Annotated in this window: 18 protein-coding genes; 17 read left to right on the forward strand and 1 reads right to left on the reverse strand. The window is 42.6% G+C overall.

Annotation, left to right across the window (positions count from 1 at the left end):
* Positions 1-51 precede the first annotated feature (51 nt).
* From serS to ACO06Y_RS02535, 17 genes are all read left to right on the forward strand, one after another.
* Positions 52-1,323 carry a serine--tRNA ligase gene (serS, locus tag ACO06Y_RS02455; protein ID WP_422082238.1) on the forward strand — a complete coding sequence of 424 codons (1,272 nt, stop codon included), beginning with the start codon at positions 52-54 and terminating at the stop codon, positions 1,321-1,323.
* Between the two features lie 6 nt (positions 1,324-1,329).
* The gene (locus ACO06Y_RS02460) at positions 1,330-1,926 is read left to right on the forward strand and encodes a DUF6434 domain-containing protein (protein ID WP_422082239.1); all 597 of its coding nucleotides are present in this window, start codon (positions 1,330-1,332) and stop codon (positions 1,924-1,926) included.
* Positions 1,927-2,000: 74 nt separating this feature from the next.
* Positions 2,001-3,785: a tetratricopeptide repeat protein gene (locus ACO06Y_RS02465; RefSeq protein WP_422082240.1), complete on the forward strand. Its 1,785-nt coding sequence runs from the start codon at positions 2,001-2,003 to the stop codon at positions 3,783-3,785.
* 65 nt (positions 3,786-3,850) lie between these two features.
* Entirely contained in the window at positions 3,851-4,162 is a 312-nt protein-coding gene (locus ACO06Y_RS02470; RefSeq protein ID WP_422082241.1) for a DUF4286 family protein, read from the forward strand.
* Positions 4,163-4,173: 11 nt separating this feature from the next.
* On the forward strand, positions 4,174-4,491 hold the full coding sequence (locus tag ACO06Y_RS02475; RefSeq protein ID WP_422082242.1) for a gamma-glutamylcyclotransferase family protein: 318 nt from the start codon (positions 4,174-4,176) through the stop codon (positions 4,489-4,491).
* Between the two features lie 18 nt (positions 4,492-4,509).
* The gene (gene rsmA, locus ACO06Y_RS02480) at positions 4,510-5,379 is read left to right on the forward strand and encodes a 16S rRNA (adenine(1518)-N(6)/adenine(1519)-N(6))-dimethyltransferase RsmA (RefSeq protein ID WP_422082243.1); all 870 of its coding nucleotides are present in this window, start codon (positions 4,510-4,512) and stop codon (positions 5,377-5,379) included.
* A 166-nt stretch (positions 5,380-5,545) separates the two neighbouring features.
* Positions 5,546-6,898, forward strand: a complete 1,353-nt coding sequence (gene mgtE, locus ACO06Y_RS02485; protein ID WP_422082244.1) for a magnesium transporter — start codon at positions 5,546-5,548, stop codon at positions 6,896-6,898.
* A 61-nt stretch (positions 6,899-6,959) separates the two neighbouring features.
* Positions 6,960-7,325 (forward strand): cupin domain-containing protein, encoded by a 366-nt coding sequence (locus ACO06Y_RS02490; protein ID WP_422082245.1) that lies wholly within the window; start codon positions 6,960-6,962, stop codon positions 7,323-7,325.
* Positions 7,326-7,333: 8 nt separating this feature from the next.
* On the forward strand, positions 7,334-8,275 hold the full coding sequence (locus ACO06Y_RS02495) for a 2-hydroxyacid dehydrogenase (RefSeq protein WP_422082246.1): 942 nt from the start codon (positions 7,334-7,336) through the stop codon (positions 8,273-8,275).
* 9 nt (positions 8,276-8,284) lie between these two features.
* The gene (locus ACO06Y_RS02500) at positions 8,285-8,701 is read left to right on the forward strand and encodes a response regulator transcription factor (protein ID WP_422082247.1); all 417 of its coding nucleotides are present in this window, start codon (positions 8,285-8,287) and stop codon (positions 8,699-8,701) included.
* 96 nt (positions 8,702-8,797) lie between these two features.
* Positions 8,798-9,307: a DUF4199 domain-containing protein gene (locus tag ACO06Y_RS02505; protein WP_422082248.1), complete on the forward strand. Its 510-nt coding sequence runs from the start codon at positions 8,798-8,800 to the stop codon at positions 9,305-9,307.
* A 5-nt stretch (positions 9,308-9,312) separates the two neighbouring features.
* A complete protein-coding gene (locus ACO06Y_RS02510) occupies positions 9,313-9,786 on the forward strand; it encodes a DUF1801 domain-containing protein (RefSeq protein WP_422082249.1) in 474 nt (157 codons plus the stop codon).
* Complete coding sequence (locus ACO06Y_RS02515) at positions 9,776-10,162, forward strand: VOC family protein (protein ID WP_422082250.1); 387 nt, start codon at positions 9,776-9,778, stop codon at positions 10,160-10,162. Before ACO06Y_RS02510 ends, ACO06Y_RS02515 begins: the two co-directional genes overlap by 11 nt.
* A gap of 54 nt (positions 10,163-10,216) precedes the next feature.
* Positions 10,217-10,663 (forward strand): NINE protein, encoded by a 447-nt coding sequence (locus ACO06Y_RS02520; RefSeq protein WP_422082251.1) that lies wholly within the window; start codon positions 10,217-10,219, stop codon positions 10,661-10,663.
* 86 nt (positions 10,664-10,749) lie between these two features.
* Entirely contained in the window at positions 10,750-11,073 is a 324-nt protein-coding gene (locus tag ACO06Y_RS02525) for an ArsR/SmtB family transcription factor (protein ID WP_422082252.1), read from the forward strand.
* Positions 11,074-11,088: 15 nt separating this feature from the next.
* Complete coding sequence (locus ACO06Y_RS02530; RefSeq protein ID WP_422082253.1) at positions 11,089-11,565, forward strand: DUF6428 family protein; 477 nt, start codon at positions 11,089-11,091, stop codon at positions 11,563-11,565.
* A 9-nt stretch (positions 11,566-11,574) separates the two neighbouring features.
* Positions 11,575-12,066: a GNAT family N-acetyltransferase gene (locus ACO06Y_RS02535; RefSeq protein WP_422082254.1), complete on the forward strand. Its 492-nt coding sequence runs from the start codon at positions 11,575-11,577 to the stop codon at positions 12,064-12,066.
* A gap of 2 nt (positions 12,067-12,068) precedes the next feature.
* Here ACO06Y_RS02535 and ACO06Y_RS02540 read toward each other — a convergent pair whose 3' ends face one another.
* Positions 12,069-13,886: a GNAT family N-acyltransferase gene (locus tag ACO06Y_RS02540; RefSeq protein WP_422082255.1), complete on the reverse strand. Its 1,818-nt coding sequence runs from the start codon at positions 13,884-13,886 to the stop codon at positions 12,069-12,071.
* Positions 13,887-13,898 lie beyond the last annotated feature (12 nt).

Below are 13,898 nucleotides of genomic sequence, written 5' to 3' on the forward strand. Positions count from 1 at the left end.
ATATGTTTTTAAGCAGAAGATAGTTTAAATTTGCAGCTTAAATAAAATTCGATGCTACAACTACAGGCAATTCGAGATGGAAAAGAGGATGTTATCCGTGCCTTGACCAAACGAAATATCGATGCGGCTCCCTTGGTGGAAAACGTACTCCGTTTGGATGAAAAACGTCGTGCCCTTCAAACCCGGTTGGACGCGACCTTGGCCGAGAGCAATACACTTTCCAAGGAAATTGGGATGTTGTTCAAATCCGGAAAAGCGCAGGAGGCCAATCTACTAAAGGAGAAAACGGGGCAACTAAAGGAAGATTCCAAAAAACTGGGAGAAGATCTGGGTGCTGCAGCCAAAGAACTTCAAGATGTATTGTACCAGATACCCAACGTCCCACATGAGTCCGTTCCCGCAGGAAATACGGAAGAGGACAATGAAGAGGTCTTTCAGGAGGGAGATATTCCAACGCTACAAACCGATGCACTTCCGCACTGGGAACTCGCCAAGAAATATGATATAATCGATTTTGAATTGGGTGTTAAGATAACCGGGGCCGGATTTCCTGTCTATAAAGGCAAGGGGGCACGGTTGCAACGTGCACTGATTTCCTATTTTCTGGACAAAAATACAGAAGCCGGCTATACCGAGATACAGGTTCCGCATCTCGTAAACGAGGCATCTGGCTTTGGTACGGGGCAATTGCCGGACAAGGAAGGCCAAATGTATCATATCGGGGCAGATGACCTCTATCTTATCCCCACTGCCGAGGTGCCCGTCACTAATTTGTTTAGGGACGGGATTTTGTCCCAAAAGGATTTTCCGCTTCAATATACCGCATACACCCCCTGTTTTAGAAGAGAGGCAGGTAGCTATGGGGCCCATGTCCGCGGCTTAAATAGACTCCATCAATTTGATAAGGTAGAAATTGTACGGGTAGAGCATCCGGCCAACTCTTATGTGGCCTTGGACGGAATGGTGGAACATGTAAAACAGGTTCTAAGGGAATTGAGGTTGCCCTATCGCATTCTTAGGCTTTGCGGTGGCGACCTAGGTTTTACTTCGGCTCTTACCTATGATTTTGAGGTGTTTTCTACCGCCCAAAACCGTTGGTTGGAAATCAGTTCGGTGTCCAATTTTGAAACCTATCAGGCTAATCGCCTCAAACTGCGCTACAAGGATGACAATGGAAAAAGCCAACTGGCCCACACCTTGAATGGGAGTTCCTTGGCCCTGCCACGCGTCCTGGCCGGTATTTTGGAAAACTATCAGACCCCGGAAGGTATTCAAATCCCAGAGGTTTTGATACCCTATTGCGGGTTTGAAACGATAAATTAAACGTGAATGCCCAGACCTGATTTTTCGGAAATAACCTCTGGACAGGAATTTAATAAGTGGTATTGGCTCAAAGAAGAGTTGGTGGAAATCTGCAAACAGGCCCAGATACCCTATGCCGGAAGAAAATTTGAACTACGGGACCGTATCGTTTTCATGTTGGATCATCCGGGCCAACCGTTGCCCACTGTCCAAAAGAAAAAACCGAAGTCCAGTTTCAATTGGGCCAAAGCACAACTAAGTCCTGGAACAAAGCTGACCGACAATGTTTCCTTCGGACCTAATTTCAGAAATTTTATGAAGTCCCAAATCGGCCCCAAATTTTCCTGTCATAGCGATTTCATGGATTGGGTAAAATCCAACCCCAGAAAAACATTGGAAGAGGCCACACTCATGTGGCACGAGCTTGAGGATAGAAAAAAGAATCCCAATTTTAAACGGGTTATTGCCAAAAACAACATGTTGGCCCAATATGTGCGTGATTTCCTCAAGGACAACAAAAAAAAGACCCTAAAGGACGCACTTTACTTTTGGAACCTTAAAAAACAACGACCTACCGAGACCGGATACATCGTTTATGAAAAAACGGACGCGAAACTTTCCTAGTGCCGTTCGTCCATATTATGTTTTCCTTGACAGTTTATTATCCCCGACTGGTGTAAATTTGTTAAATTTCCATTATGAGGGTTGTATACTTCCTTTTTATATGTTGCATTTCCATGACCGCCAAGGCCCAGGACGACTTTTTGGCCAAACAGTATTTTAATGATGGGGATTTTGAAAAGGCGGTAATCTTTTATGAAAAACTCGTGGAAAGACATCCACGTCGTACAGACTATTCGGAGGGCCTAATCGCTTGCTATCAACAATTGGAACGTTACACTGATGTGGAAACCTTTCTTTCCCCCCAAATTCAAGCAGGGAATGCCTATCCCACCCTATATATTGAGCTTGGCTATAACTACACTATTCAGGACCGTAATGAAGAAGCTGTAAAGTATTATGAGGAGGCCCTTAAAAAAATTGAGGAGAACCCGAACTTTGGGTACGGTATCGGTTTCCGTTTCCAAAAATACGCTTTGTTGGATTATGCCCTAAAAGCGTATACCAAGGCGATGGAGCTCAACCCAAAATTGGATTACAACTATCAAATGGCCCGAATCTACGGTGAGCAGGGCAATATTGAAAAGATGTATGTCTCCTACTTGAAACTCATTAGCGAAGGCAAGACTTCAAAGTCCAACGTTCTCCGTAGCATCGATGATTTCATAACATCGGATGCCGAGAACGAAAACAACATCAAACTCAAAAAAATCCTATTACAGAATGCACAAAAAAATCCGGATCTGCTCTGGAACGATTTGCTGAGCTGGCTTTTTGTCCAACAAAAACAATATGGAAGTGCATTTCGACAAGAAAAGGCAATTTACAGGAGAATGGAGGGAGGTTCCCTGCAGCGGCTTGAAAATTTGGGCAACATGGCCCTAAAGGATGGCGAGCCGGAAACGGCAAAGGAAATCTTTGAATATATCGTGGCAAACGCCAACGACGAAGTAACAGGGCTAAATGCCAAATTAAACTTGATCGATATTCAATTAATAGATGCCAATAAAAAGACCTTGGGGCAGGTACAAAAGCAATATGATGAGCTAGTAGCCCTACACGGTTATAAAGGCCAGACCTTGCGATTGCAAGTTGCCTATGCCAACTTTTTGACCTTTGAAAAGGACACTCCGGAACCCGCAGTTACCATTCTCAAAAACAGCTTGGAACTACCTTTAAATTCAAGGGGGAAAGCGTATATAAAATTGGCCCTGGGCGACATTTTGGTCTATCATAAAAAATTTAACGAGGCACTGATCTATTTTACCCAGGTACAAAAAAGCCTTAAGAACGACGTATTGGGTCAAGATGCCCGCTACAAGGTAGCGCAGACCAGCTTTTACAAGGGTGATTTTGACTGGGCACTGACCCAATTAAAAGTATTGCGCGGATCCACTTCTCAACTTATTGCCAATGATGCCATGCAATTGAGCCTCCTGATATCGGACAATAGTTTGGAAGATTCCACCCAGACCGCTTTGAAGAAATATGCTCGGGCGGACTTGTTGGGCTACCAAAATAAGACCAAAGAGGCCATTGCGGAACTTAACGGAATTCTTGAACTTCATAAAGGTGAAAAAATAGAAGATGAGGCCCTGTTGAAACAGGCCCAACTTTTAGAGACCCTTGAAGATTATGAGGCCGCGGAGTTCAACTACCGAAAAATTACGGAATTCTATGAAAACGATATCCTTGCGGACGATGCCCATTTTGCCTTGGGTGAACTTTATAGAAATCATTTGGGCCAACCGGAAAAGGCAAAAGTACATTACGAAAAAATAATCTATAACTATCAGGACAGTTATTACTTCCCCCAGGCAAGAAAACATTTTAGAAGGCTTCGGGGAGATTCCATTAACTAAGGTTCAATACAGGTGTCAAGTAAAAACGCAATACGAAAATGAACTTGGTGCTCTAGTTTTTAGTCATGTATATATACAACGTAACCACAAATATAGATAAGGCCGTTCATGAGGAATGGCTCCAATGGATGAAGGAAATACATATCCCGGATGTGTTGGCCACGGGAAAGTTTTTGAATGCCAAAATGAGCAAAGTCCTGGTGGAAGAGGAAATGGGAGGCACCACTTATTCCGTACAATTTACGACCGTAAACAGAGAGATTTTGGAAAAATACTATGCCGAGGATGCCCCGCGATTAAGGGAAGATGCCCAAAAACGCTTCCCGAATAAATTTGTCTCCTTTAGAACCGAATTGGAAATCATTAGCGAACATTGAACGGATAGGACATGCAACCTACGGAATACCTATTTACCTACGGTACCCTTCAGGACGATGAAATTCAACTCAATCTCTTTAAACGAAAGTTAAAAGGGGATAAGGAAACTTTGGAGGGGTTCTTACTTTTCCAAAACAAGGTATATGGCCGTTATCCCACTGTCCACAAAACCAACGATAGTATGGACATGGTTGAGGGCATGGTTTATAAGATTACCTCTTTAGAATTAAAAAAAGTAGATGTTTATGAAGGGGATGGGTATGAACGACATAAAGTGGTTCTTGCTTCAGGAAAAACAGCCTGGGCCTATATGGAACGTCTAGATTAATTCAATTGTATCCCCAATATGGGCAAAAAAGGAAAGAGAAGACAATTTGATCGTGGACCATTACGTCCAAACAGTCCTGTTAAGGCCAAAAAGTATTTGGGGCAGCACTTCCTCAAGGACGAAAACATTGCCAAAAAAATAGCGGATACCTTGTCCTTAGATGGATACCGTAAGGTACTGGAAATCGGCCCGGGTACCGGAATACTGACCAAATACCTTCTTTTACGGGATTTGGAATTGGTGGCGATGGACTTGGATCAAGAATCCATAGTATTCCTAAACCATAGTTTTCCTGTGGAAAATCCCCATGTAATTAAGAATGATGCTTCCTTTAAGATAGTGGAAGCCGATTTTCTTTCCTATGACTTAGGTCGGTTATTTGGCAAAGAACCATTTGCCATTACGGGAAACTTTCCCTATAACATCTCCACACAAATTGTGTTTCGGTTATTGGACATGCGCAAACAAGTACCTGAATTTTCGGGTATGTTCCAAAAAGAGGTGGCCCAGCGCATATGCGAACAAAAAGGAAACAAAACCTATGGCATTTTGTCGGTGTTGGTACAGGCATTCTACGACGCAACGTATTTGTTTACCGTTCCTCCACAGGTATTTGATCCGCCTCCCAAGGTTCAATCCGGCGTACTTCGTTTGATCCGGAAGAAAAACTTCCAATTGGAATGTGACGAAAAACTGTTCTTCAAGGTGGTAAAAGCCGCTTTTAACCAAAGGCGAAAGACCTTGCGTAACAGTCTAAAAACATTTTCACTTTCAGATATGCTTAAGTCTTCCGTTATATTCAATCTTCGGCCGGAGCAATTAAGTGTGGAAGACTTTATACAACTTACCCAAAGAATCGAAACCGATTTGGCACAAGGCAAAAACTAGATATCGAGTACTTTACACGAATCGGAAAACTTTAAAAACTTTCAAGTCCACGAACAGGGAACATCCCTTTGACAAAGCGACCAACAGAATATTGAAACTACTATACCCCTAACACATTTTTCTTTAGCTTTGCGCAGATTGCCCAGAAGAGGTATAACACAAGAGGATGACACCGTTTAAGCTTACAGAGGAGCTCTTGGCCAAAATAGAGCAACTGATCGAGGACCAGAAGGGAACCGAACTGGTTTCCTTAATGGCCGAGGTGCATTATGCGGATGTGGCCGAGATCATCAATGAGCTCAATGAGGATGAGGCCACCTACCTTATTAAATTGCTCGATAGCGATAAGACCTCCGATGTACTTACCGAACTGGACGAAGATGTAAGGGAAGCTATTTTAGGTAACCTGTCCGTTAAGGAAATCGCCGGGGAAATCGAGGAATTGGATACCGATGATGCCGCAGATATTGTGGCAGAACTACCTGATGAGATTGTTCAAAAGGTCATTTCCGAAATCGAGGACAAGGAGCATGCCAAGGACATTGTAGAACTTCTTCGCTATGACGAGAATTCCGCAGGTGGACTTATGGCCAAGGAACTTGTTAAGGTCAACGAGAATTGGAACGTTCTTACTTGCGTTAAGGAAATGAGGGCCCAGGCGGAAAACGTTACACGCGTCCACTCTATCTATGTGGTGGATAATGAAGGTGTTTTAAAGGGTAGGCTATCCCTAAAGGATTTATTGACCACTTCCACCACTGCGCCGATAAAGGAAGTATATATTCCAAAAGTAGATCGGGTAGACGTGAATGAAAAGCCGGAGGAGGTGGCAAAAATTATGCAAAAGTACGACCTGGAGGCCATTCCCGTAGTGGACGAAATTGGGAGATTGGTAGGACGGATTACGATTGACGATATCGTGGACGTTATCCGGGAAGAAGCTGATCGGGATTACCAAATGGCAGCGGGTATTTCCCAAGGTGTCGAGGCCGATGATAGTATTTGGGAACTGACCCGAGCACGATTACCGTGGCTGTTTTTAGGTCTTCTTGGCGGGGTAGGTGCCGCGGCCATTATGGGAGGCTTTGAAGAAATGATCGCCCAACATGCCATCCTATTCTTTTTTACACCATTGATAGCGGCAATGGCAGGGAATGTGGGGGTACAATCCAGTGCCATTATCGTACAGGGATTGGCCAATGATGACCTTAAAGGCAGCATAAGCAATCGTTTGATCAAAGAAATGCTTTTGGCCACATTGAACGGTTTGATCTTGGCGGTTATTTTGCTACTGTTCACTTGGTGGTGGAACGGCAGTTTTAATACGGCCCTGGCCATTTCGTTGTCCTTGGTAGCCGTAATTATCGTGGCGGGCATCATAGGAACTTTTATTCCGCTGTTCTTGGATAAAAGGGGTATAGATCCGGCGATTGCCACAGGACCATTTATTACGACCAGCAATGATATTTTTGGTATCCTAATCTATTTTTGGATAGCCAAATTGGTGTTAGGGATATAGCAAGGAACAGAAGTACCCCCAGCCTATAATAGGTATAAGTATAAAAAATCCATAGTACGTTATGAAACCCATCAATCTAAAGGAAAAACACGACCTGTTCCATGCACATTGGCATCCGCACCAAATTGCCATTGTGGATGATATGCAGGTCATCCTTGCCAAGATTCAAGGTGAATTTGTTTGGCATGCCCATGAGGAGGAGGACGAACTCTTTCAGGTTTTAAAGGGTACGTTATATATGCAATTTAGAGATAGGACGGAAGTGGTCCAAGAAGGTGAGATTATAGTGGTACCCAAAGGCGTGGAGCATAATCCCATGACCAAAAATGGGGAAGTGGTACATTTGCTGCTTTTTGAAAAGTTATCCACGGCACATACTGGAAATGTACAGGATGAATTGACAAAGACCCACTACCCAAAAATTTGATTTGTACTATGAAGGTACTCCATTTAGATACCAACCACCCATTGCTCATAGAACAGTTTGAAGCCTTGGGATTTCAAAACCATGAGGATTACACATCTTCAAAAGAGCAGGTGGAGCTACATATCCATGAATATGATGGCATTGTATTGCGAAGCAGGTTTCGTATCGATGCCCATTTTCTGGAAAAGGCCAAAAACCTAAAGTTTATTGGTAGGGTCGGAGCAGGTCTCGAAAATATTGATATCAAGTATGCCAGAACCAAAGGCGTGTTTTTGGCCTCGGCCCCGGAGGGCAATCGCAATGCGGTAGGCGAACATACCCTGGGAATGCTCCTCTCCCTCTTTAATAAACTGAACAAGGCCGATAAGGAAGTTAGGAACGGCAGATGGGACAGGGAAGGCAACAGAGGTGTGGAACTGGAAGGAAAGACTGTAGGTATCATCGGTTATGGAAATATGGGAAAGGCCTTTGCGAAAAAGCTCCGCGGTTTTGATGTGGATGAGGTTATCTGTTACGACATTGTCGGAGGTGTCGGTGATGAAAATGCCCGACAGGTGGGAATCATGGAATTCCGACAAAAAACGGATGTGGTAAGTCTTCATGTACCCCAGACCGAGCTCACCACGGGTATGGTGAATACCAAATTTATTAATGCCTTCCATAATCCATTTTGGCTCTTGAACACGGCACGCGGAAAATGTGTAATCACTCAAGATTTGGTAACGGCCTTAAAGTCGGGTAAAATCCTGGGAGCGGGACTAGATGTGCTGGAGTATGAAAAAACTTCTTTTGAAGATATGTTTACGGGCGATCAACTTCCGGAGGCTTTTCAATATCTGATTAAATCCGAAAACGTAATCCTATCTCCCCATGTTGCAGGCTGGACAGTGGAGAGCAAAGAAAAACTGGCCCAGACCATAGTGGATAAAATAAAGGAAAGATTTTGCTAAATTTAGTACGTGAAGCGTACGATTTTCATCTTTTCGGCCTTGATCGTAGCACTACTTGGTCTATTTCAACTAAGCAAGTATTCCTATCTTTCCGGAAGCACGTCCATTGAAATAATCATAGCCCTTATTGCCGTTGTATTCTTTGCCGTAGGGGCGTTCTTCAATAAAAGGAACCCTACTGAACAAAGCGGCTCATCCAAAGAAGTGGATTTAACCAAGATAGCAAAGCTTGGACTGAGCAAAAGGGAGTATGAGGTACTCCTGGAAGTATCTAAAGGCTTATCCAATAAAGAAATTGCGGATAAGCTTTTTGTTTCGGAAAGTACGATCAAGACCCATGTCTCCAATGTGCTGTTAAAGCTAAATGCCAAACGTAGGACACAGGCCATACAAAAGGCGAAGGAGCTTCAGATTATTCATATTTAGCGTCTTATATAGCAAAATAGAATGATTTTGGTACTTTAGTATGACGCTCCATTTTCTCTTTAAGACTACTTTGGCCAAACTATAAACTCCCTGAACATGAAAAAATCGGTTTTACGGTATGGGCTCTTTGGAAGTATTACCATATGTGTCCTATTTCTATTTAGTTGGTTCGCGTTTAAAGAGGCGGATATGTCCACCCAGGAAATCTTGGGGTATGCCTCCATGATCATTTCCCTGTCCTTTGTCTATTTTGGTATTAAGCATTTTAGGGATCAAGAAAACCAAGGTACGGTTACCTTTAAAAAAGGGCTTATCATTGGTATTTTGATCAGTCTGATTACGGCCCTTGCTTTTGGTATTTTGGATGTCATTTATGTAAAATTTATAAACCCCGATTTCCTTACGGAATATTATGAGGTTGTGCTAAATGAAATGAAGGAAACACTTCCGCCAGAAGAATTCAAGTTGGAGCAAGCCAAGATGGAGGCAGAAAAACAACTTTTTGCCAATCCCATGATGAATTTTTTGATTATGTTCCTCACGGTTTTTATTATCGGTTTTATCATTTCATTGATTTCTTCCTTGATCCTTCAACGAAAAAGTTAAACTGCATGCAATACAAGGCCGACTCCCCGGAAGACTATATAGCGCAACTCCCAATCGAAAGACAAGCGGCTATTTCCAAATTGAGAAAAATCATCCTTCAAAACCTTCCTAAAGGTTTTGAGGAACAGATGAACTATGGTATGCTGGGGTATGTGGTTCCCCATTCCATTTATCCCGGAGGATATCATTGCGATCCCAAAATGCCGTTACCATTCATGAATTTAGCTTCACAAAAACATTATATAGCCGTATACCATATGGGTATTTATTCCAAGAAAGAACTATTGGATTGGTTCAAGGAAGAGTATTCAAAAACAATGCATACAAAATTGGATATGGGCAAAAGCTGCATCCGATTCAAGAAAATGGATGCCATACCCTATGATCTTATTGGGGAGCTATGTCAAAAAATTACGGTTGATCAATGGATCGAATTTTATGAAAACGCAATAAAAAACAATAGAAAAAATGAAAAATAGAGTCACCGGTATCGGAGGGTTCTTTTTTAAGTCCAAGAATCCTGAAACTACAAAGGAATGGTATAAAAACCATTTGGGACTACCCACAGATCAATATGGCTGTACGTTTTGGTGGAAGGATAAGGAAGGAAATGACTGTTCCACACAATGGAGCCCTTTTAAGGAGGACACCACTTACTTCAGTCCAAGTGAAAAATCCTTTATGATGAACTTTAGGGTGGAGAATTTGCAGGAGCTTTTGGGCGCACTGAAAAAAGAAGGTGTACAAATTATTGGGGAAATTGAGGAATACGATTACGGAAAATTCGGATGGATATTAGATCCAGAAGGAAACAAAATAGAACTTTGGGAACCGGTGGACAAAGCATTTCTCTGATATCCAAATAATCGCTACATTTAGGGTTATATTAACCACCAAAAAACAGTAAAGATGTCTGAAGAAAATAAGGATTTGGGCGATAAAGCCGAAGATGCTTTCGACGACGCCAAAGAAAAGGCCAAGGAATTTGCCGAAGATACCAAGGAAGCTGCAGGCGATTTCGCCGAAGAAGCTAAAAAAACAGCTAATGAATTTACGGAAGGTGCCAAAGAAGCCTTTAGTGGAGCAGGAGGGGAAAACAAAAAGGTATTAGCTGGAATATTGGCTATCCTACTGGGTTCGTTGGGAGTACATAAGTTCATTTTGGGATATCAGAAGGAAGGATTCATTCTTTTGGGAGTGTCCATAGCGGCCTATGCCTTATCCTGTTTAGCCGTAGGTTTGTTATTCATATGGATCCCTGGATTGATTGGCCTCATTGAAGGTATCATTTATTTGACCAAATCCGATGAGGAGTTCTACAACACCTATCAGGTGGGGAAAAAACCGTGGTTCTAGAAAACCAAAAGGCCAAATTTTTTCGATTTGGCTTTTTTATTTCTTGGCATTATCGTAATATTGCAATATTACTTTAACAACCTCATATGGGAGCTACTAAAACGGAAATCTTCAATCGTACCCAAAACGAACTGGCCTTGGTCGCCAAGGTTTTGGCCCACCCGGCACGAGTAGCCATTCTGCAATATATAAGCAAGCAAGAAGGGTGTATCTGTAACGATCTGGTAGATGTTATCGGGCTTTCCCAACCTACCATTTCGCAGCATCTAAATGAGATTAAAAAAATCGGTTTGCTAAAGGGGGCGTTTGAAGGGAAAAATCTATGTTACTGTATACACAAGGAAAAATGGGCGGAACTGCAACAGCTTTTCCATGCATTTTTTAATACCATAAATCAAAACTGTTGTTAATTAAAAATTAGAATTATGAAGACACAAGAATTTCTGGGGCTTCTAGAGACACACCCTACCAAAAGTGTACTGTTTGAATACGCAAAAGGGAAAACAGTTGCCCCGAATTACCACATAACCGAAGTAAAGAACATTATAGTAGACTCCGTGGACTGTGGGGCCGGAACCGATTTTTGGAGGGAAACGGTAGTTCAACTTTGGGAAAGTCCAAAAGAAAAAAACCGTACCGAATACATGAACGCCCAAAAGGCCTTGGATATTTTTAAGAGGGTAAATGGTATGAAACGCATGCAGCCCGATGCGGAAATAAGATTTGAATATAGCAATCCAAATTTCCATACGGCCCAGCTTTTTGTTGATGATGTAACTGTCAATGGTGAACACCTTCTAGTTCGGCTAGCGGTTGAAAAAACGGATTGCAAGGCTAAAATATCTGTTAAAGCGAATACCGGGGAAGAGGCTTGTTGTTCACCTGAGAGCGCGTGTTGTTGATACCTAATCATGAAAATTAGGAAAATGGTAGAGGCCGATTGGCCTAAGGTCTCGGAAATCTATGCGGATGGAATTGCTTCGGGCTATGCCACATTTGAAACCACCATTCCCTCCTATTTGGACTGGGACAAGGCGCATCTGCAACAGTGTAGATTGGTCGTGCATGAAAAAAAGTATATTTTGGGTTGGGCCGCGCTTTCGCCCGTATCCAGCAGATGCGTCTATGGTGGTGTGGCCGAAGTAAGCGTTTACATAGGAAAAGAAAACAGAGGTCTGGGTTTGGGATCACTCTTGATGAAGGCTTTGATACAACAAAGCGAGGAAATAGGGTTGTGGACTTTACAATCCGGAATTTTTCCAGAGAATGAAGGCAGTATCAAGCTTCATGAAAAAATGGGATTTCGATACATCGGCAAGCGGGAAAAGGTCGGGAAACTACATGGGCAGTGGAAGGACAACCTATTGTTCGAACGAAGGAGCAAGACTGTCGGAATGGATTAAGCTTAAGATACTTCGGTAGAATTGGCCTCGGTAAGCTTCCCTTCCAGTTCTGCCTGAAACTCTTCCATAACCGGCTTTACGGTACTTTCCGGCAAATCCGAAATCTTGATATACATGAGACCGTCCACCGAGTTATTGAACAAGGGATCCACATTAAACGCGACCACCTTGGCATTTTGCTTAATGTACTTTTTGATGAGTACTGGCAATCGCAAATCCCCTGGTTCTACCTCATTGATCAAGCGGTCAAATTTATTGAGATCGGCCTCCGTTTCATCAAAAACAAACTCCTTGTCGGCATCCTTCAATTTTACCTTGAACTCCTTTTTAGGGCGTACGTACTGTGCCACGTAAGGATCCCAATAATTACTTTTCATGAACTCGATCATCAAGGATTTGGAAAAGTTGGAAAACTGATTGCTGATACTTACACCACCTATCAAATATTTATGCTCCGGATGCCTTAGTGTGGTATGTACAATACCCTTCCAAAGGAGAAACAGGGGCATCGGTTTTTGTTGATAAGCCTTTACGATGTAGGCCCTGCCCATTTCAATGGACTGGCGCATCATGACAAAAAGCTCCGGCTCAAACCGAAAAAGGTCCTGAAGATAAAAGCCATCTATCCCGTATTTGGAAAAAATCTCGGATCCCATGCCCATACGGTAGGCTCCAACTATGGTTTTTTCCTCACAGTCCCATAAAAATAAGTGGTGATAATAGGTGTCGAACTCATCCAAGTCTATAGAATTGTTGGTTCCCTCACCTATGGCACGGAAAGTGACTTCGCGTTGTCTTCCAATTTCCTGAAGGATAAATGGCATATCCTGCGCCTTTGCCAAAAAAACCTCATAGTTTTTGCTTTGAAGCATCCTACAGTCCTTTTCCCGAAGCCTTTCAATTTCTTCCAATATTACTTCGGTTCTTACAGCCGTGGCAATACGTTTGGGGGATTTAGGTATTTTTAAGGTGCTAGGGATTTGATCGATCAGTCGTTCCTTCTCATAGGCATGTGCAAGGATATAGGTCTTTCTCCTCAAAAGTTCAGTGAATTCATCCAAAGTTCCTTGATCTTCCTGGGTTTCCACCGATATCGGTTGCCCTATCCTTACCTTGATGGGACGATTTCCCTGAGAGGTCAATTCGGAAGGTAATTTGGCCGTTCTAAAAGCATCGTTGATCTTGGACAGTCTATAAAACAATCTACTATTCTTGGCATGGAAGTATATGGGCACTACTGAAACCTTGGCCTTTCTAATTAACTTGATTGCCGCTTCTTCCCAAGGTTTGTCCACGATCAATTTTCCATCCCTATAGGTAGATACTTCCCCTGCCGGAAAAATCCCCATAGGGTGCCCTTCATCCAAATGTCTTAAGGCATTCTTGAATCCAATAATACTATTTTTGGCATCCTTATGGTTCTCAAAAGGGTTGACCGGCATAATATAAGGTTCCAGAGGTTTAATACGGTGCAACAGAAAATTGGCGATAATCTTAAAGTCCGATCTCTGCTGCAACATCAGTTTCAACAAAAGTATACCGTCAAAACCTCCTAGCGGGTGATTGCTAATGGTAATATAGGCCCCATCTTTAGGTAAGCGCTTAAAATCATCCTCCGGGATTTCAAAATCTATTTGATAATGGGAAAGAAGGGCATCCAAAAATTCTGGCCCCGAAAGGTGCTTATAGGCATCATAGGTCCTATTGATACTGGATATTCTAGTGACCTTCGTTAAGATCCATCCCATAAAAGTGCCCAAGAAGCCGTATTTATCCAAATTGACTGCCTTGGCCACCTCTTTTGCGGTCACTAAACCCATATTATTAAAATT

The organism is Ulvibacterium sp. (assembly GCF_965228935.1).
In the GTDB taxonomy this organism is placed as follows: domain Bacteria; phylum Bacteroidota; class Bacteroidia; order Flavobacteriales; family Flavobacteriaceae; genus Ulvibacterium.